13 protein-coding genes are annotated in these 20,041 nt (G+C 31.7%); 8 read left to right on the forward strand and 5 right to left on the reverse strand.

The window, feature by feature from the left end; all coding sequences use genetic code 11:
• Window positions 1-407 precede the first annotated feature (407 nt).
• Together C3729_RS02330 and C3729_RS02335 are read left to right on the forward strand one after the other, a co-directional pair.
• Window positions 408-1,328 (forward strand): helix-turn-helix transcriptional regulator, encoded by a 921-nt coding sequence (locus tag C3729_RS02330; RefSeq protein ID WP_104792656.1) that lies wholly within the window; start codon window positions 408-410, stop codon window positions 1,326-1,328.
• A 334-nt stretch (window positions 1,329-1,662) separates the two neighbouring features.
• On the forward strand, window positions 1,663-3,639 hold the full coding sequence (locus C3729_RS02335; RefSeq protein WP_104792657.1) for a DUF2075 domain-containing protein: 1,977 nt from the start codon (window positions 1,663-1,665) through the stop codon (window positions 3,637-3,639).
• 367 nt (window positions 3,640-4,006) lie between these two features.
• Here C3729_RS02335 and C3729_RS02340 read toward each other — a convergent pair whose 3' ends face one another.
• Window positions 4,007-4,294 (reverse strand): helix-turn-helix domain-containing protein, encoded by a 288-nt coding sequence (locus tag C3729_RS02340; RefSeq protein WP_104792658.1) that lies wholly within the window; start codon window positions 4,292-4,294, stop codon window positions 4,007-4,009.
• Between the two features lie 683 nt (window positions 4,295-4,977).
• Between C3729_RS02340 and C3729_RS02345 the strand changes: the two genes are divergently transcribed.
• The 3 genes from C3729_RS02345 to C3729_RS02355 are packed head-to-tail and all read left to right on the forward strand — an operon-like array spanning window position 4,978 to window position 11,840.
• Window positions 4,978-7,950, forward strand: coding sequence for a SusC/RagA family TonB-linked outer membrane protein (locus C3729_RS02345; RefSeq protein ID WP_104792659.1), 2,973 nt, complete (start codon window positions 4,978-4,980; stop codon window positions 7,948-7,950).
• Window positions 7,951-7,960: 10 nt separating this feature from the next.
• Window positions 7,961-9,334, forward strand: a complete 1,374-nt coding sequence (locus C3729_RS02350) for a RagB/SusD family nutrient uptake outer membrane protein (RefSeq protein WP_104792660.1) — start codon at window positions 7,961-7,963, stop codon at window positions 9,332-9,334.
• On the forward strand, window positions 9,321-11,840 hold the full coding sequence (locus tag C3729_RS02355; protein WP_104792661.1) for an alpha/beta hydrolase family protein: 2,520 nt from the start codon (window positions 9,321-9,323) through the stop codon (window positions 11,838-11,840). Before C3729_RS02350 ends, C3729_RS02355 begins: the two co-directional genes overlap by 14 nt.
• A 19-nt stretch (window positions 11,841-11,859) precedes the next feature.
• Here C3729_RS02355 and C3729_RS02360 read toward each other — a convergent pair whose 3' ends face one another.
• From C3729_RS02360 to C3729_RS02370, 3 genes are all read right to left on the reverse strand, one after another.
• Complete coding sequence (locus C3729_RS02360; protein WP_069798769.1) at window positions 11,860-12,126, reverse strand: DUF6520 family protein; 267 nt, start codon at window positions 12,124-12,126, stop codon at window positions 11,860-11,862.
• Between the two features lie 24 nt (window positions 12,127-12,150).
• Window positions 12,151-13,665 (reverse strand): MauE/DoxX family redox-associated membrane protein, encoded by a 1,515-nt coding sequence (locus tag C3729_RS02365; RefSeq protein WP_104792662.1) that lies wholly within the window; start codon window positions 13,663-13,665, stop codon window positions 12,151-12,153.
• A 238-nt stretch (window positions 13,666-13,903) separates the two neighbouring features.
• The gene (locus tag C3729_RS02370; protein WP_104792663.1) at window positions 13,904-14,140 is read right to left on the reverse strand and encodes a hypothetical protein; all 237 of its coding nucleotides are present in this window, start codon (window positions 14,138-14,140) and stop codon (window positions 13,904-13,906) included.
• Between the two features lie 257 nt (window positions 14,141-14,397).
• Here C3729_RS02370 and C3729_RS02375 point away from each other — a divergent pair, with 257 nt between their 5' ends.
• Window positions 14,398-16,161, forward strand: a complete 1,764-nt coding sequence (locus tag C3729_RS02375) for a helix-turn-helix domain-containing protein (protein WP_104792664.1) — start codon at window positions 14,398-14,400, stop codon at window positions 16,159-16,161.
• Between the two features lie 320 nt (window positions 16,162-16,481).
• Here C3729_RS02375 and C3729_RS02380 read toward each other — a convergent pair whose 3' ends face one another.
• Window positions 16,482-17,516: an IS110 family transposase gene (locus C3729_RS02380; protein ID WP_260204364.1), complete on the reverse strand. Its 1,035-nt coding sequence runs from the start codon at window positions 17,514-17,516 to the stop codon at window positions 16,482-16,484.
• Between the two features lie 256 nt (window positions 17,517-17,772).
• Between C3729_RS02380 and C3729_RS02385 the strand changes: the two genes are divergently transcribed.
• Window positions 17,773-18,717 carry a S41 family peptidase gene (locus C3729_RS02385; protein WP_104792665.1) on the forward strand — a complete coding sequence of 315 codons (945 nt, stop codon included), beginning with the start codon at window positions 17,773-17,775 and terminating at the stop codon, window positions 18,715-18,717.
• A 384-nt stretch (window positions 18,718-19,101) separates the two neighbouring features.
• The gene (locus tag C3729_RS02390) at window positions 19,102-19,557 is read left to right on the forward strand and encodes a type II CAAX prenyl endopeptidase Rce1 family protein (RefSeq protein ID WP_104792666.1); all 456 of its coding nucleotides are present in this window, start codon (window positions 19,102-19,104) and stop codon (window positions 19,555-19,557) included.
• Window positions 19,558-20,041 lie beyond the last annotated feature (484 nt).

Below are 20,041 nucleotides of genomic sequence, written 5' to 3' on the forward strand. Positions count from 1 at the left end.
ATGAATATTTATGGTGTTATTCTCTATATATTTTGATAAAAAAATAAATTTTGTTTTTTTTAGTGTAGGTTTATAAAAATGAAACTTGTTTGACAAATAACATTATTAATTTATCTAAAACTAATAAAGATTTACTAAATTTGCTATACGATTTGAGTAAAATTGTAACATTTTAATAGGGGGAATATTCGGTTACCTGAAAATAATTAAAATCTGTAAGCCCTTGCAGTAAGCAGATTGAAGAAGAAAAATATATTCCTGGAGAAACCACAAACCGCTTCTTTCGAGAGGCGGTTTTTGTTTTTTATAGGGTTTTTAAATAATTATTTGATATCTCATTCATTCCGTCACAATTTGACGTTTTACTTTCTTACCTTTGCCTCAACCTTAATCTCCATCTATTTTCCATGGCAAAAAACGAACAAATGCTCAGACTGCTCTTTATAGAAGAGTTTTTACGCAGACGAAAAGACAGAGGCGCCACTTATCCAGAAATTGCTGACTACTTAGAAACGCAGTTTGCAGAAAAAGGACTGGAACTCAAATTTACTGAACGCACTTTTCAGCGAGATAAACTGGCGATTGCAGATGTATTTGGGATACAGATTTCTTATTCCCGAAAGAAAAATGCCCATTTCATAGAGGAAGAAGAACTGGAACTTTCCCAAGAGAGCGTATTTGACCAATTGCTATTGGTAGAAGCTTACCGCGAAACCAAAGGAAAAGCAGATGTGATGTTTTTCGAGCCGAGAAGAGCCAGAGGTTTAGAACACCTTAATGATTTGATTCATGCCATTACCCAAAAGAAAGTACTTTCTTTTACCTATCAAAAATTTTGGGAAAACGAAAAGTCTAGCAAAGTCGTTATGCCTTATGCGTTGAAGGAATTTAAAAACCGTTGGTATCTTTTGGCAGCCGATTATCAGTCCAAAAACACCTCTTTTTTCCTGAAAACTTACGGATTAGACCGCATTTCTGACCTCAATATCAGCAATACTTCTTTCAAAAGAGAGGATATTGATATAGAAAAGGCTTACAAAAATTCTTTTGGGATTATCAGCACTTTAGGGAAAGAAACTCAGGAAATTTTGTTGAAATTTGACCGTGAACAAGCCAATTATGTAAAAGCTTTGCCACTGCATCATTCCCAAACCATAATCGCCGAAAACGAAACAGAAACCATTTTTAGGGTGAGTTTGGTGCCTACTTATGATTTCCAAAGGGAGATTTTATCCTACGGAAAACGCGTGCAAGTTTTAGCGCCCGAAAGTTTTATCCAAGAACTAAAAGCAGAGGTAGAAATTATGCTGAAAAATTTTTCTGTGTAAGTCTATTTTTAACTCTATTTCTTCGAGTCAAAGTTGGGAGAAATTCGGGTTTTCTGTGGGGTTTGTTCGTGGTTTGTTCGTGTTTCCTTCGAATCAGCCTCGGAAAAGTACCATAAATTACGAACAAGCCACGAACAAACCTAAAACTTGAGTAGAACTTGACCCTAACTTGATTGGGAGAAAAATGATAGGGTTTTATGATTTTTATTGCAATACGTTTTTCCGTAATGTTGTTTGAAAAGGATTTGATATATTTGTTTGAACTAATCAATGAAAACTTTAATTAAAAGAACATTATCTTTTCTTTTTAGATTCAAAACTCTTAACCTATTTTATGCTTAATTACTATTATTCCGATACAATTTCTGATTTTCTTGAGAAATCAACTGAAACTATTATTGGCGAAATTTCTGTAAATGGAAGATTGGGTCATATTCATACTGAATTATACGCTTGGGAATTTCAAATAAGCCTTTTAAAAGATATTTTAAAAGATTTTAATGGGCATTTATTTTTTGAATTTTCGATTCCAAGAATGGGTAGAAGAGTAGATTGTATATTAATTATCAAGAATATTGTTTTTGTAATAGAATTTAAGGTAGGTGAAAAGGAATTTTTAAATCATAATATTGAACAAGTTTGGGACTATGCGTTAGACTTGAAAAATTTTCATAAACCGAGTCATGAGATTTTACTTGTTCCAATTTTAGTTGCAACACATTCTAAAAAAATTCCATTAGAAGTTGTTTTTACAAGTCATAATGATAATTTAACCAATCCAATAAGAACTAATGCCGAAAATCTGGGATTAACAATTCAAGAGGTCATCAATTTTTATCAATCTACAGAAGAAATTAATCCTAATGAATATTTAAAAGGAAGTTATTCTCCTACTCCGACGATTATTGAAGCGGCAATAAGTTTATATAATAATCATAATGTAGAAGCAATAACCAGAAATGATGCTGATGCTATTAATTTAAATTATACTTCAAATTATATTTCTGAAACAATAGATTATGCTAAACAGAACAATAAAAAAGTAATTTGTTTTGTTACGGGTGTTCCTGGCGCTGGAAAAACTTTAGTTGGATTGAAAGTAGCAACTGAACACTTAGATAAAGAGAAGGGTAATACAAGTGTTTTTCTATCGGGAAATAAGCCTTTGGTAGATATTTTACAGGAAGCATTAGCACGAGATAAAATTGTGCAGGAGAAATTAAAAGGCAATAAAATAACCAAAAAAAGTGCAAGAGAAAGTGTAAAAGCTTTTATTCAAATCATTCACCATTATCGTGATGAATATTTGAGAGATCCTAAAGCTCCTTATGATCATGTTGCCATTTTTGATGAGGCTCAAAGAGCTTGGACTAAAGAACAAACTGTAAAATTCATGCATCAAAAGAAAGGAATTGCTAATTTTCAATATTCTGAGCCAGAATTTTTAATTTCTTGTTTAGATAGACATGAAGATTGGGCTGTAATTGTTTGTTTAGTAGGTGGTGGTCAAGAAATTAATACGGGAGAAGCTGGTATTTCTGAATGGCTTTCAGCGGTTAAAAATAAATTTGAAGATTGGGAAACAAGAATTTCCCCTAATTTGATTGATACCGAATATAACGCGCAAGAATCAATAAAAGAATTAGAATTAACTAATAAAGTTGTTTTTGAAGATAAATTACATTTGTCTGTTTCCATGCGTTCTTTTAGAGCAGAATATTTGTCAAAGTTTGTCAAAGAGATTTTAGATTTTGATGAGAATGCAAAAGAAACTTTAAAAAAATTAAATGGTAAATATCCTGTTGTAATTACTAGAGATGTAGAAAAAGCTAAAAAATGGCTTAAGGAGAACGCTAGAGGAAGCGAAAGGTATGGTATTGTCGTTTCTTCACAAGCTTATAGATTAAAACCATTAGCAATAGATGTTAAAACTCCCATTAATCACGTCAATTGGTTTTTGGATGATAAGGATGATATTCGTTCATCTTATTTTTTAGAAGATGTAGCAACGGAATTTCAAGTGCAAGGTTTAGAATTAGATTGGGTTTGTGTGACTTGGGATGCAGATTTAAGATACTCTAACGAAGGTTGGAAAACATATTCTTTTGTAGGAAACAAATGGCAAAACATTCATAAAAGTATAAGAAAAAAATATCTCATTAATGCTTACAGGGTATTACTTACTAGAGCAAGACAAGGAATGATTATAGTAGTTCCCGAAGGAAATGTAGATGACCATACAAGACAACCAGATTTTTATAGTCCTACATTTAATTATTTAAAAAGTTTAGGAATTGAAATTGTAGAATAAATATAAATTACACCCAAAAACTAACCAACCATGGCCATTGCAAAAGACGGAATTCTAGGAGGCTTTTCTGGGAAAATATGCCCCGATACTGCAATAATCCTTTCGCATGGTTTGTTTGATAATAAATTTTTTATCAAGTAACCTGTATAGTTATTTTAGGACGACACACTATTTTGGATAAAGCATAGATGGTGCATAGATACTCCATAGATAGTGCATGAGGAGTGCATGAAAAAGATATTTGCTCGCTTTATACTTCGGAGTTATTTATCCTTATTATATATTTTTGTAAAAGTAATAGTAAAGGAAACAGCTCATTTGTAAAACAGAGTCAAAGTCATTCACTTTGTTTCAACATTAATAAGATTTAATTCTTCTTTTTTTTGGAAACCTTTAGTATATTATTTTCGCTCATATAATTGTCAAAGTCAAATTTTAATGCAAAAAGCTGTTGTGGTTCAATCCCTGCGGCTAATGATATGCGAATTAATGTTGATAATTTTGGAATATTCTCTTTATTTAATAACCTATATATTTGTCTTCTATCTAGATTAGCTGCAGCAGCTAAATCTGCTACATCAATATTTTTATCTTTGAGTATTTCTTGTATATGATTAGCCAATGCAATAAAATATTTGTCTTCAATGTATTTCATTAAATAAAAGTGACATATTTGTCAAAGTTTTCATTGACATATTTGTCACAGTTTGGAAAATTTTATTATATTTGTAAAAACATTACATCCAATGATGTAATTTTGCGATACTTCAACAAAATATTAGAAGCTATTGCTTAGAATCTTGCTTTTGAAAACTGGCACTTTTTAAGGAACAAGAGGATAAGTAAAAAGCTCACGACCTAGGCGTGGGCTCTCTTATCTGTTCCACGGTATGCCAGTACCTCAAAAGCGGATAATGTAGAGTCCCATGCCGTTTTCTTTTATGCCGTCCGCATCATCTACATTTTTCTAAGCCGCTTTTCAAAATACAGTATCAGAGAGACGGATACAATGGCAGCGCACCATTGCGGCTTATTAGCTTTCACGGGACATTACTAACTAATAATCCTTTTAAATCACTTAAAATTTATGGTTGCTTCTTTCAACACAGGATAAACTTTATTCTGTTTCCCACAAATAACATTCATATTCATATTAAATTTTTAATGACGCTTTAGGAAAGGGAGCCAAAAATGATAAGTCTCCCACCTAAGGTGCCTGAGCACATACTCGTTGGCTGAGCCTGTCGAAGCCAAATGTAAAAAAAGCCCTTCCTGCAAAGTTTGGCGACTAGCGTTAGGAAGAGCAGATAAGTTTAATGTTTAAACCTTAACAAAATTATGAAAAAAAACTTAATAAGTCTAGGCTATCTTCCGATATGCTTAGGGCTCACTATGGTTGTTTCTAGCCATGCCTATGGACAACAAAGAACCGTCACAGGCACAGTGACGAGCAATCAAAAACCCATTGCGGGAGTGTCGGTTTCCCAAGAGGGAAAAGACATCGTTACCCAAACCAATGCTTCTGGTCAATACCAACTCACCATTTTCGGTGATAATGCAATCCTCATCTTTAGACACCCTCTATATGCAGAAACTAGGGTAACTGTGGGTAACCAAAATGCAATTAATGCAAGTTTAGAAAAAGAAAAGCAAATAGATGAAGTTGTTTTAAATGCAGGATATTACAAAGTAAAAGAACGCGAAAGTACAGGCAGCATTGCCAAAGTATCAGCCAAAGAAATAGAAAACCAACCCGTAAATAATGTGCTTTCAGCAGTTCAAGGCAGAATGCCCGGGGTAAACATTGTTCAAAACAGTGGCACTCCCGGTGGTGGATTTGAGATTCAGATAAGAGGAAGAAATAGTTTAAGACGTGCAGGCAATAATCCACTATACATAGTAGACGGCGTGCCCATGATTTCAGAAAGTCCTTCTAATTTGTCAGGAACCATACTACCCAGTTCCTCAATTAACCCACTCAATACTATTAATCCCAATGAAATTGAAAGCATAGAAGTCTTGAAAGATGCAGATGCCACTGCAATATATGGTTCAAGAGGCTCTAATGGTGTGGTTCTAATTACAACAAAGAAAGCACTAGCAGGAAAACTGAGTGTACATCTCAATCAGTCTTATGATATAAGCGAACTTGCTTCTAAAATGAAAATGATGAATACTGAACAGTATTTATCCATGAGAAAACAGGCATTTATAAACAGTGGAATCACTGTCTATCCCGCTAATGCTTATGACATCAATGGAACTTGGAATCAATCAAGATATACAGATTGGCAAAAAGAAATTTTGGGTCACAAAGCAGAACGTTCAAATACCCAATTCACAGTAGGGGGAGGTACAGAGAGAACCAAATTCATGGTCAATTTAGCAAATAGTGAGGAATCAACCGTTTATGGAAATGATTTTAAATACAGAAATTTCAATTTATCGAATACGGTTTCTCATCAATCAAGTGATAAACGTTTTGAAATGAGCATGTATAACTTATTTGGCAAACAAAAGAATAAGCAGATGAATAGTGACGTCGCTCGTTCAGCACATTGGTTAGCTCCAAATGCTCCTGCACTTTATACATCGGAGGGAAACTTAAACTGGGAAAACAATACGTTTACCAATCCATTAGCAGATTATAATGCAACCTATATCAATGAAAATCTTCAGTTTATAAACAATGTCAAAGGAAGATACACCGTTTTATCAGGGCTTAATATACAGCTCAATGCAGGGTTAAATCATCAACAGTTTGAAGAATGGTCATTAGTTCCACACACCATTTATAATCCATCCTATGGTCTTAATGCATCCAGTTCTCAGTCCTACCAAAACATGCAGAGAAGATTTTCTTTCATTCTGGAACCACAAGTGGAATATGAGAGAACCCTCGGAAGCCATAAATTAGAAATGATTGCAGGAGCTTCGTATCAATCAAATGAAACCAAGTCTAGTTATTTAGAAGGGTATGGATTTGATAACAATGCTTTTATACAAAACATAGCAGTAGCACAGACCAAAGTCATCGGAGATAATCTAAAAACAGAATACAAATATGCGGCCTTCTATGGGAGATTCAACTACAATTATCAAAACAAATATATCTTTAACCTTACTGGAAGAAGAGATGGCAGTAGTAGATTTGGACCAAAAAATAAATTTGCCAACTTTGGAGCAATAGGGATGGCTTGGATTTTTTCTAAAGAAAATTTCTTGCAGGATAGCTCATGGCTAAGTTTTGGTAAACTCAGAGCCAGCTATGGAAGTTCAGGAAGTGATAACATTGGAGATTATCAATACTTAAATAATTTTTCTACTTCACCTTATTTCTATAATGGTACTGTAGGGTTAACCTCAAGCCGACTGTTCAATCCTAATTTTAGTTGGGAAAAAACAGTAAAACTGGAAGCGGCAATAGAATTAGGATTTTTGCAAGACAAAATCAATTTTACAGGAGCTTTTTACCGCAATACATCATCAGACCAGTTAGTAGGCTACCAATTATCCACCGTTACAGGATTTTCATCGGTCACAGCAAATCTCCCTGCAACGGTAGAAAATAAAGGATGGGAATTTCAATTAGCAACAAGACCACTTTCAGGGACATTAAAATGGTATTCAGATTTTAATATAAGTTTTCCTGCCAATAAATTGTTATCCTTTGAGGGGATTGAAGGTTCTTCCTATGCCAATACATATAACATAGGTCATTCAATATATGCAATAAAGCTATATCATTTAGAAGGAATCAATCCGCAGACTGGGCTCTATCAGTTCACAGATTATAACAATGATGGGAAAATAAACGCGCCTAATGATAATAAAATTATAGAAGATATAGGAGTAAAGTATTTTGGGGGTTGGCACAATAAATTTCAATATAATAATTGGGAATTAGCTTTCCTTTTACAATTTGTAAAACAGAAAAATAGAAATTACAATTATTTAATGCCCATTCCAGGAGGAATAAATAATCAACCTGTAGAAGTACTGAATGTATGGTCTGCTGATAATCCTGCAGGAATGTATATGCCTTATCTGGCTACAAATAATGCTTCGCAGGTATTGTTTCAGAATAGTGATGCAGCAGTAAGCGATGCTTCCTTTGTGAGATTAAAAAACCTTCAGTTTTCCTATAAAATACCGATACGTTCAGAGGTATTTAAAACGATACAAATCTACTTTCAAGGACAGAATCTACTGACGTATACCAAATATTTTGGTATAGATCCTGAATTTAATATCGCCGGATTTCTGCCTCCTTTAAGAACGTATTCTTTAGGCTTATCAATAAAATTTTAAAACCTTAACAATGAAAACATATCCATTTTATAAAATATTCCTGTGTATCATAGGATTCAGCATGATTCAAAATTGTGAAAAGTTGATAGAAGTAGAAGAACCTTCTAATCAGATTTCTTCACAAAAAGTGTTTGAGGATGTACAAACTGCTGATGCAGCTCTTGCGGCACTATACGGTATGTTATGGGACAATTCACCTGTTGCAGGAGACCAAACCGGAAAACTTATGGGTTCTTATACAGATGATTTAGATTATTATGTTGCATCAGCTTCTACTGGGCTTCCAGACATATACCAGAATACACAGGAAGAAACCAACCCTCAGATAAACACTTATTGGGCTAAATCGTATCAGTGTATATTAACTGCCAATACAATTCTGGAAGGCATTAGAGATACTCAGACATTGCCACAGAAAGATAAAAATAGAATTAAAGGTGAAGCGCTCTTAGCAAGGTCATTGGTATGTTTCTATTTGCAGCAGATATTCGGAGACATCCCATTCCCAAGCAGTACAGATTATAAAATAAATCAGTCAATAGAAAAGACTTCAGGCAACCAAGTGCTTGCGCTCTTAGAAAATGATGTCATAGAAGCCATAAGTCTATTGTCAGATGATTACAGAAACACAGAAAGAATTTTCTTAAACCGAAAAGCAGGTCAATTGCTGTTGGCTAAAATTTACATGACCCAGCATCAGTGGATAAAAGCAGAACCTATTTTGAAAGAAATTGTTACAAGTCCATTGTACATTTATGAAAATGACCTTTCCAAAGTATTTAACAAGAATGGCAAACACATCATTTGGCAACTTAAACCTAAGAATAGTGGTAATGCAACCAAAGAAGCTTCTACTTATTATTTCAATAACACAGCCCCAACTTCATACGCATTGTCTACAAGTTTAATCAATGTCTTTACCAGTTCAGATTTGCGCAAACAAAACTGGATGGCAAAAGTACAAGTAGGACAAAATGTTTGGTATAGAGCAGACAAGTATAAAAATAGAACATCTAATACCACGGAATATTCCATTGTCTTTAGGATAGAAGAAGCGTATTTGCTTTTAGCTGAAACTTATGCTCAACAAGACAAAACAGCACTAGCGTTGCCTTATCTTAATGCCTCAAGACTTAGAGCAGGTTTATCAGCGATTCAATTACCCATTACAAAAAATGATGTACTGAATGAGATTTTATTGGAATCGCGTAAAGAGTTTTTTACAGAAATGGGGCACCGTTTCCTGGATATGAAACGCTATGTGATATTGAATACCCTCCAAACAGTAAAGCCCAATTGGAAAACCTATCATGTGTTATGGCCAATCCCTCAAAAAGAACTTTTGTTAAACCCGAATTTAAATCCCCAAAATGAAGGCTATTAACATCAAGGCTTTATCCATCATTTTTTCTCTATTCATTAACTCGTTATGGTCTGCTACTCCTAAACCTTCAGATTCATTGTCAAAATGGTTACAGAAATTCTATACGGTAGGGAATATAGAGCTTTCAGAAAATGGTAAATGGGCGACTTTTAAAAAATGGCATGCTCAAAATAATGATACCATTATGGTGCTAGACATTCATGCTAAAAATTCAACTTTAGGTTTTCTAATCAAACAACCATTTATAGAATTTACACCAAACAACCATTTATTGTCCACGGGCAATAATAAAGCAGTCTGGTGGGATTTAATTAATAATCATAGATGGGAAATTGAAAAGGTATCTAAGGCTTTTACGATTGGTTCTGGAGATAGATTTTGCACAATAAGCAGAGAAGAAAAGGCAGTGATTTATGATAAAAAGGGAACTGTGGTGAAGTCTTTTGATGGGGTAAAAGGATGGGTTAAACAAAAAGAGGGGATAGGTTATATAATCCACAAAGTAGAGGAGAAATGGAATATAGAACAATTAACGTCAACCCAATCGAAAACGGTTTTTTCTTCAAAATATGAAATTAAAAATATTGAAGTTTTAGGAAATACAAATAAATTTTTGGCAATCACCATTTTGGATAAAATGGCTAACAAAATCATTTTGCAGATACTCAATATTCCATCAGGTAAAATAGTCTATTCCAAAGAAAACGATTTTAAGAAATTCTCTTATGTGAAAGTAAAGGCTTTAGATAATCTGTCAACCGTCGTAATTGATTTTCAAGGAACAATACCTCCAGAGAATAGTCCATGGTTAGATATTTGGTACGGAAACGATAGAGACATGGAATCCAAACAATATGGCGAGCAGATTCATGATTACTCAGTCTGGAATGCTAATACTGGTGCAGAATTTCAGATAGACAATCAGAAATTTTCTGATGTAATAGCCTTCAATAATTCAAATGAGGTGATGGTTTTTAATGCAGTAGAAGAAAATGACTATATATTACACAGACCTTTACTGAATATATATTTGTACAATGTTTCTGATAGGTCATATAAATTGATATTTCAAAGAGTCTCAAATATAGTCACAGATGGTTTGGGCAAATATATCATTGCGTTTGATTTTGACAAAAGAAACTGGTTATTATACGACTGTCAGAAACGTATTCTTAAAGAAATAAAAAAAACAGATTTACAAAACCCAGTATTTAGTGCAGATGGTAATTTTATATTATTGGAGAGTTCATTAGGGCTTATGAAGTATGAAATAAAAAATGAAAATTTAAGAAATGTAATGAAGGAGAATGAGTACAAGTACAAGTACAAGACTACGGTTGTAAACCCTGAAGTGGTAGATTTAAATAATCATTTTGATATTGTAATCAGAAAAATTAATCTTAAAACACCTCTCTTAGTAAAACTATGGGGTGTAAAAAATAATAAAACTTCATATAGACTTTATAAGGATAAGGATGAAGACATTGATATCATCCCTTTTACCAAAGACAGAATAAAAGAATTGAAATTCGATAAAAAATTAGAAAAATTCTTATTTATCAAAGAAAATTATAACATTCCTCCTCAAGTTGAAACCTATAATACCATCACGAAAAAGAATAAAATATGGTATAAGGTGAAATTGAGTGATAAATCAACATCGCTGTTGAAACAAGAGGTTTTTACTTATAAAAATACTTTAGGAAAAGAACTTAAATCTGTGTTGTATTACCCTGTTAATTATGACTCAACAAAAAAATATCCTATGATTGTTCATATTTATCAAATACAGAGTCATACTTCAAACCGCTACCAAATGCCAAAAATAGATGACCCTTTAGGTTTTAATATTCGTTTGCTGCAACAAAAGGGATATTTTGTATTACTTCCAGACATTGTACATGATAACAGGGGAACGGGTTGGTCAGCATTAGATGGTGTGCATAGTGCGCTAGACTTTTTAAAGCAATGTAAAAGTATTGATAAGGATAGAATAGGGTTGACGGGGCATTCGCATGGTGGGTATGAAACCAACTTCATAGCAACTCATTCTAATCGCTTTGCAGCGTATATAAGTGGAGCAGGACATAGCGATATTGTTAGAGCTTACTTTTCGTATTCCTATAAATTTAACATACCTTTTTATTGGCAATTTGAAAACCAACAATACGAAATGTTTAAACCGTTTGCAGAGGATAAAATGTTATATCTTAATAATAATCCAATCATGAATGTAGAAAAAGTAAACGCACCTATTTTACTTTGGACAGGTCAGAAAGATGAAACGGTACATTGGGGCCACACCATAGAGTTTTACATCGGATTAAAACGAAACAAGAAAAAGGTAATTGCATTACTATACAAAGAAAAAGAGCATGATGTAGGTATAGGAACAGTAGAAAGTTTTGACTTAAATAAAAGATCAATGGAATGGTGGGATTATTTTCTAAAAGATAAAAAAGATATAGATTGGATAAACCAAGAAATGAATAAGGACGCTTTTTAGCGTCCTTACTTTTGTTGGTTTATTGAATTTCATTTAAAGTAGCACCACACATGGTACCACCCACTTTGCGCAATGGAGTAACTCCATCTACTGCCCATACACAAGTTGGCCCATCTTCATCAGTACATTGTTTGCCTGTGTTTTCACATCTGAATTGTCCATTTCCTTCGTCTATTCGAAGGTATCCATCAAAAATAGCTTTTGCATTATTATTACTTACTTTAGTAGCAAAAGCAGCTCCTGTTCCCAATAGGATTACAGCAGCGGGAATGATAAATCTTTTCATGGCTAAAAAAAATTAAATTTATACCTACTCTAAAGACAGGTTTTCGGCTTCCCCTGATACAAAGTACTTTGTTATTGATTTTGTAAGTTGATATTTTATAAGGTGATGATTCATAATAACATATAAATAGTGATCAGTAACCATAAAATCTGATACTGAAAAATTTTCTTTCTTTGGGATATAAAAACTTCCAATATATCTCTTTTCATTAGTTTTATAGACGTCAATTACAGATGAATTTTTCCATTCTTGTCTTGATTCGTGTTTTCCAATGAGGTTAGAATGAACAAATAATAGATTTTTAAAAGCAAAAGCATTGCGGTTTACTTTTGTGGGAGGAGCACTCATTTTATGAAATCCTGTAGATAGTTTTTGAGTTTTAATTTGGGCTGTTCTATAGGTATCAATCGTATTAAATTGATGTAAAACATCCATGAATTTATCCATGACAATAAATTGATTTCTGTAATAATAGAGATAAATGAGCTTTTTTGTACTTTCGTCAAAAAGTAAAATTCCATCACAGTCAAAGAATCCATCAACTTGTTTTTGTAAAATATTTGGATATAAATAAGGTTCTTTTGAATCATTAATATTGAGATTACCCAATACTAGTTCTCTATTTTTTGAATTCAGAGTTCTTATGGCAAAGTTTGGATATTCTACAATAGTTATTTGTGAAAAGTATGCTTTGTCTAAACTAATAGTTTTCGCAAATAATTTTTTAAGATCTCCTCTTAATATAATCGGAACTCTACCATCATAGACATAAAAATTTGGATATTTTATCTGTAATCTTAAGCTTTTATATTGGGTTTTATAATCGTCCAATCGTATAATTAAGTTTTCTGAAGCTAAAAAATCAGGCGTAATTTTTAATAATTGTAAGGGATATTCTCGATTTCCAAGATATATCTCAGATTGATGATGTCCAGCAAAATAATAACTGTTATTTTTCAGTGTTATTGATTGTTTTTCATCAATTGGGTTTATAATCATTCTTCTGGTGAAATTATTCTCCTTTTTAATGATAAACTCTGATTGTAAGAATAAAGAATAAATAGTTATAGTTGATAAAACTATGGTGAGCAATGTAAATAATAGAGTTCGTTTCAGTCTGTTCTCTTTAGATTTTTCAATGATAAAAATGGATAACAGTAAGATAAGAACACAGATAAGGTTAAAAATAAGATGTTCATGCCATCCTAATTTTTCTAAAATTCCACCACATGAACAAGGCACGAAATCACTGAAATTGAGAATAAGATAAATGTAAATAGAAAATCCCATCATTAAGAATAATGAGCTGTATAATCCCAATAACCTAATTCTAGGAATACATAATATCACTGCTATTATGAATTCAATGAAAATAACGGAATAAGAAATAAAACCAGCAAAAGCACTTAATAGTGGGGATTGAGCCAATTGAATTTGAAAATTTTCAAAATCTAATAACTTACTTACAGCGGCATAAGTAAAAAGCAACACATGGAAATAGATGCTAAAGACTACGAAATAATGATATTGTTTTTTCATGAGTCAATGAATTAGGGTTACTGTAATTTGATTTTTAAAACTTCTCAATAAGTTTCCATAGAACTTTTTTGCCACAATAGTCTGGCATTTTACTCTTCTTAGAAAGAACAATGGTTGTTTTGAAAAAGCCCATGCTCTCCCACAGTCCACTCTCAGGACATGGAGAGCCTGTTATGCAAATGAACGAGGGTAGAGATGGGCTAATCTTCATTTTGTTTTTTTCTTATTTGTTTTTCTCCTAATTACTCTTTCTCCAATCTTGACGGTCTTTTACTGGAGGATCTTTCTTCTCTTCAGTAGATTCCAAAGATTGGATATTAATACTGTCATTTTCGCTAGTATTTGAAATCTCGTTCCTACTAGTAGACTTTAACGGGGGAGCGTAATTCTCTTTTTCTATTTCTTCGGTATTTCTACAACCTATTAAGACAATACTTAACAGAAATGTGGGGATAAGGTTAAAATGCTTTTTCATGATTTTTTTAATTTTAAGGTTATCCCGGCCAGGTTTTTCTTGATGAATTCACTCCAAAAATAGAGGAAGTTTGAGCCTTCAAAAAAGTCACCTACGTCTCAATTCATGAATTGAGACGTCCTAATTCATGAATTAGGACATGTTAATATTGATAAAAATGGTTTTATTAATGAGGTTTTAGCATTGTTTTAGAAGAAATTTTATCGACGTCGTGTTAATTTGATGAATTTTGATACTTTTTGTGTAATTTTAGTCGAATGAAGAGTGTTAAGTCGATTAAAAAACCAAATGTGATATTTCTATTTTTACTTATTGGGATAAGTAACCTTTCTTTTTATGGAAAAAATTCTGAGAATTCTTCTTTTGAATCGCTAAGATTAGCCTATGATAAGTATGAGAAAAATGATAATAAAGCACTTCCTTTTGTCCAAAAACTAATAAGCAAAGCCAAAAAAGAAAATAATTTATCAGAATTAGTACATGGCTATCAAGATGCACTTTATTTTGAGAAAAATAAATTTTTAAAATTGAAATATGCCGATAGTACTATTGTGGCAGCGATTAAATCCAAAGACAATGATCTCATTACTTCTGCTTATTTAGGAAAAGGGATCATCTATTATTCTAACTTCAGAAAGTATACTCCTGCTCTTAATGAGTACCTAAAAGCTTTTACGTATGTGAAAAATTCGGAGAATAAATATCTTCGTTATAAAGTGGTTTATCATCTGGGCGTGGTAAAAAGCTACTTAGGATATTATGATGAAGCACTGATTCACTTTAAGGATTGTATTCATTTTTTTGAAGCTCAATTGAAGTCTGATTTACACCCAAATGAAGTATTCAATTATAAGAAAGGATATTTAAATAGCATTCACCAAGCCAATGTAATCTATAGAAGTTTGAAACTTCATAAAAAATCAGATAGTTTGATTGCATTAGGTTTAAAACAATCGATAAATCAAAAAGATTTTATTTTAGAGTACAATTACTTTCTCAAATCAAAGGGAGTATCACTTTTTTATAATCATCAATATAAAGAAGCATTACCTTACTTCAGTGAATCTCTGAATGGTCTAAAAAAAGCAGATGACTTTGTTTGGGTATCGGTAAATTATTTCTTTCAAGGAAAGTCTTTGCTTTATCTTAATAAAAAGGAGTTGGCAATTAAAAAGTTTGAAAAAATTGATTCTATTTTTAATAAACACCAGTTTATTTTACCAGAACTTAGAAATAATTATGAAATTTTAATCAATATTTATAAGAAGGAAAATAATGTGGATAAACAGGTGTATTACATGAAACAACTGTTAAAAGCAGATAGTGTTATAAGTAAAGATTTTGTTTATCTGGCTCCTAAAATTCATAAAGAGTATGATGCAAAAAGCCTTTATGAAAGTAAAACAGAATTAGAAAATAGAATACATATCCGTAATCTATTAGTAATGATTTTTATTGTTATTTCTTTAGCTCTCTTAGCATTATATGTCATTAGATACAGAAGAGAAATTCACATACAAACTCAATATAAATCATTAGAGAATAAATATTTAGAAGCGCTAAATAATTTAGAAAATAATAATTCATTAGCTGAAAAAGAAATGCCAATCTTTAATTCAGGAGAGTCTGAGAATCAAAGAAGACTAGGAATCAGTAAAGAAATCGAATTAGAGATTTTAAAAAAATTGGAAGCATTTGAAAATAGTAAAGGATTTACTAAAAAAGGTGTTAATCTCAATTTATTAGCTTCAAAGTTTGAAACAAATGCACACTATCTCTCTTGGGTGATCAATGAAAACAAGAAAATGAATTTTAATAGATATTTAATTGAACTAAGGATTAACTATATAACCAATTTACTTTTTTCAGATAAAAAATATCTAAATTATACGGTGGATGCTCTAGCTGAAGAATGTGGCATTGCCTCTCGTCAAAACTTTTCTGCTTTATTCTATGAAATGAACGGGATACGTCCTAAAGACTTTATAAATCAAAGGAAACAAGAATTAGAAAATTCTTAGCGATAAAACTCTTTATATGGTTTTTAATTCATTTTAATTTTACTTCGTATTTTGCTCAAAAAAATCATGGAGACAAAATTACTACTAAAAAAAATCGAAAATTTAGCAAATGAACCCGATTACTATGACATAACCAAATAAAATTTGCAAAACTTTGTAGGGTTTTCTTAGGCATATAAAACCTCTGAATAATAAAGATAAAAGGAAGGAATTTTCACCTTCCTTTTTTTATTATTTATTGGTGGCAAAAGTTATTCCTCACAGGTTGTTCCCCAACAGAGCCTGCTTCCGCTTCGTTTAGCCGTTGTTAAATTACGAAATTAAGCTACATTTTTTACTTCATATAGTCTATTCTGTCTTACACAAGCACAAATTCTATGCACTATTTTATTTCGCACATTATTTAAAACCAGCATTTTATTTTTCCCTTCCTGCACCTTTCTGTTGAAATATGCTCTCATTTCAGAATGATGAGTAATGCTTGACAACGCACACATATGCAGTTGTTTTTTGAGTTTCTTGTTTGCCATAAAATGAACTTTAGGCTTTGCTCTTACACTTTTACCAGAAGTATATTCAAAAGGAACTACGCCACAGTAACAAGCTAATTCTCTAGGTGTATTAAACAATGTAAATTCATTTGTAAAACAAATAAGAAGTAATGCTGTAATATTTCCTACTCCAGGAACAGAAGTAATCTGGGTATATATTTTTTCTAGGTTTGAATCTTCGGAAATATATACTTCCAGTTGTTTTTCAATTTTCTTAATATCTGCATCCAGAGCTTTTACGGTTGCTTTTTGATAGCTATTATTTGTTTTGGAAATCTCCAAATCAAAAATTTTCATTTCTTTTACATTTCTCAAAAGAGAAGCTTTGAAAACTACCATCTTTTCTCTTAATGCTAATAATGCTCTTATTTTTTCCAAGGACTTTTTAGGAGCTTTATAAAGTAGAGCTTTCTCTTGGTTTTTCTCTGCATATCTAGCAATCCTTTCTGCATCAATTTTATCATTTTTACCTCTTTGTACACCTATACTACGTAAGATTCTAAATGACATTTCTATCCATAAATTAAAATTACTGGCAATTAATACTTTAGATAAAATTTTTCCATACATTCCTGTATGTTCCATGCAAATTAAAGTTTCTTCTAAACTTACTTTTTCAGATTTCAACCATTTTTGAAAAGATTTCACTCCTTTTAAATCGTTAACAAACTGTTGATGAATTGCTGATCCAAATGGGGAAAAAAACAGAACAGCATCAAAATACTCTTTGGAAATATCAATTCCCACAAAATGTTTAAATTTGTTCATAACAATAATTTTTAGGACAACCAATACTGAAATCATATCAAAACCTTGATAATAGGCCTAAAAACCTTAATTACTATTCTGATGCTTTTCAGTAAAACCAACAAAGTCCTAGTCGGGGGATAAGTCATTAACTTTGATAGCGCGAAGGTGTACTTTGTTGGTTAGGTTGTTTTCAATAAAATTAATCATTTTATTATTTTACAAATCTAAAGGATCGCGCGGATTTTTAATCCGTGACTTCCTTCATCTCATGACTCATAACCCAATTCTTAAATTTTAATAACCTCCTGAAATGAAACTAATACCAATTTTCTTTTTTATGCTTACTTCATCATTTGCATTTGGCCAATTTGAGGATAAAAAAGAATTGAAGAAAGTGACAAATGAAATTTTGGACATTATCAAAAGAAAATCTATTGTCAGAGATTCTATTGACTGGCTAAAATTTACCCATGAAATTGAAAACGATGTCAATGAAACAGAGATATCTCAAGCAAATTTTATCATTTTTAAAATAATCAAAAAACTAAGAAGCTATGGAGATAATCATTCTATTTATCAAGACAAAACAGACACTGAAGCATATTCTTCAAGAAAAGATTCAATTTCATATCCTACTTCTAGATTAATAAATGGAAATGTAGGTCTATTAATTTTACCGTCTCATTTATCAATGAATCCTGAAGAAAATTTAAAATATGCTACAATTTTAAGAGAAGAAATTCAAAATTTGGATCAAAACAAAATTTTAGGATGGATTGTAGATGTAAGAGAAAATGAAGGAGGTAATATGTGGCCAATGATTGCAGGATTAAATCCTTTAATTCAAGATGGTATTGTAGGATTCTTTGCAACTAATAAAAACATTACAAATTGGTATTCAAAATCAATAAAACCAATTGGTATTAGGAAAATGACAAATAATTATAAATGTAAGGATTTAAGCAAAAAAATTGCAGTTTTAATAAGCGAAAAAACAGCAAGTAGCGGTGAAATGACGGCAATATCTCTTATGGGTAGAGATAATTCAAAATCATTTGGTAATAAAACAGCGGGATATACAACAGCTAATGGAATGTACAAATTGAGTAACGGGGCAACTCTTCTTTTAGCGGTGAGTTATTCAATGGATAAAAATAAAAAAATATATACCGATGGAATTAATCCAGAGGTATGGATTGATGAAAATGAGGATATATTAGGGAGTGCAGTAAAATGGCTAGAAAAATCAGAATAAATACATCCATCAGAGGTTTTCTCTTGATTGCACTGATTTTCAATTCGTGACTTTTAAGATTTCATTTATTTTAATTAAATTTGTTATAAACTAATAAATCAGAAACTCAAATACCATACTAAAAACTTACAATCTTTCATAGCTGTATATTATGAAGAAAGAAAATTCAGGAAATTAAAAGTTTGTATTATTAAAAGTTAAAAAAAATGATTAAATCTTATTGCGATAGCATCAGATTATTTAATACTTTAAATGCTTTCTTAGTCGGAAATATTGATGAATTTGAAGGATTATCGTAATAATAAGTTAAGGGCGTACAAGATGACCATTAAAAAGATAAACTTTTAAATTTAAGCTGTCTTATAACATCGGATTTTTTCCAAAATGAAAAAAAAATATATTATAGATTTATTGATCTTTACATTTTTAGGGTTCATTACTAGTGAAGTATCTGAGTCTTTAGTTAATTTCTTAGCAGATGAAAAAATAGCTTCGAAAAATCCAATTTCTAAAGATAACCTAACTACTCAAATTTTATTGGGGATAATAATAAGTCCAGTATTTGAGACTTTTGTTTTCCAATATTTAATTCCATTAAACACTCGTAAAGTTTTTGATAGCTTTCCCTTAAATTTTATTGCTCCAATATTTTTTTCTTCTACAGCTTTTGCTTTGATGCATTTTTTTAGCATTTATTATGTTATTGACGGGTTTATTATAGGTTGCTTTTTTTCATTCGTATTTTTGTATATTTTTGATAAATATAACTCAAAAGTAAAGGCTTTTTTTATCGTTTGGTTTATTCATGTATTTCTCAATACAATTGCCATATTAAATTAAAAGCTATTGGTAATTCTCTGATACCTCACATTTCTAATCATGGAGTACAAAACAGAACGGTGTCATTCTGAACGAAGCGTAGCATAGTGAAGAATCTATTCATAAAATAAAAGATTTCCACTTCACGACTTCACGACTTTACGATTTACTTCTTCACATCTTCACCCCACACCAAGAACCTCTAGATGTTCCTCAGTGCTCTCAAAAACACAATCATTTCACCCTAACTCCGTGAACTTTGTGATAGAAAAATAAACACACTTTCCACACCGCTTCTTAGCGAAAGAATTTCGCCAACTTTGCTTCCTTAAAACATAAAGAAGATAAAAAAATCTTTGCGTTTAAAAACCTGATGGTTCAGATTTCTCATCATAAAGTAAAAGATTTCAACTTCACATCTTCACGACTTCACGATTTTACGATTTCACTCCCAGAACATCTCCGATGTTCCTCAGTGCGCTCAAAAACACAATCATTTCACCCC

The organism is Cloacibacterium normanense (assembly GCF_002943105.1).
Taxonomy (GTDB): domain Bacteria; phylum Bacteroidota; class Bacteroidia; order Flavobacteriales; family Weeksellaceae; genus Cloacibacterium.

Bases quoted from the DNA above. Each gene is read 5' to 3' on its own strand.
- C3729_RS02340 (WP_104792658.1), bottom strand. From the start codon at position 4,294: ATGAAATACATTGAAGACAAATATTTTATTGCATTGGCTAATCATATA.
- C3729_RS02350 (WP_104792660.1), top strand. From the start codon at position 7,961: ATGAAAACATATCCATTTTATAAAATATTCCTGTGTATCATAGGATTC.
- C3729_RS02380 (WP_260204364.1), bottom strand. From the start codon at position 17,516: ATGATTTCAGTATTGGTTGTCCTAAAAATTATTGTTATGAACAAATTT.
- C3729_RS02375 (WP_104792664.1), top strand. From the start codon at position 14,398: ATGAAGAGTGTTAAGTCGATTAAAAAACCAAATGTGATATTTCTATTT.
- C3729_RS02355 (WP_104792661.1), top strand. From the start codon at position 9,321: ATGAAGGCTATTAACATCAAGGCTTTATCCATCATTTTTTCTCTATTC.
- C3729_RS02345 (WP_104792659.1), top strand. From the start codon at position 4,978: ATGAAAAAAAACTTAATAAGTCTAGGCTATCTTCCGATATGCTTAGGG.
- C3729_RS02330 (WP_104792656.1), top strand. From the start codon at position 408: ATGGCAAAAAACGAACAAATGCTCAGACTGCTCTTTATAGAAGAGTTT.
- C3729_RS02335 (WP_104792657.1), top strand. From the start codon at position 1,663: ATGCTTAATTACTATTATTCCGATACAATTTCTGATTTTCTTGAGAAA.
- C3729_RS02370 (WP_104792663.1), bottom strand. From the start codon at position 14,140: ATGAAAAAGCATTTTAACCTTATCCCCACATTTCTGTTAAGTATTGTC.
- C3729_RS02390 (WP_104792666.1), top strand. From the start codon at position 19,102: ATGAAAAAAAAATATATTATAGATTTATTGATCTTTACATTTTTAGGG.
- C3729_RS02360 (WP_069798769.1), bottom strand. From the start codon at position 12,126: ATGAAAAGATTTATCATTCCCGCTGCTGTAATCCTATTGGGAACAGGA.
- C3729_RS02385 (WP_104792665.1), top strand. From the start codon at position 17,773: ATGAAACTAATACCAATTTTCTTTTTTATGCTTACTTCATCATTTGCA.
- C3729_RS02365 (WP_104792662.1), bottom strand. From the start codon at position 13,665: ATGAAAAAACAATATCATTATTTCGTAGTCTTTAGCATCTATTTCCAT.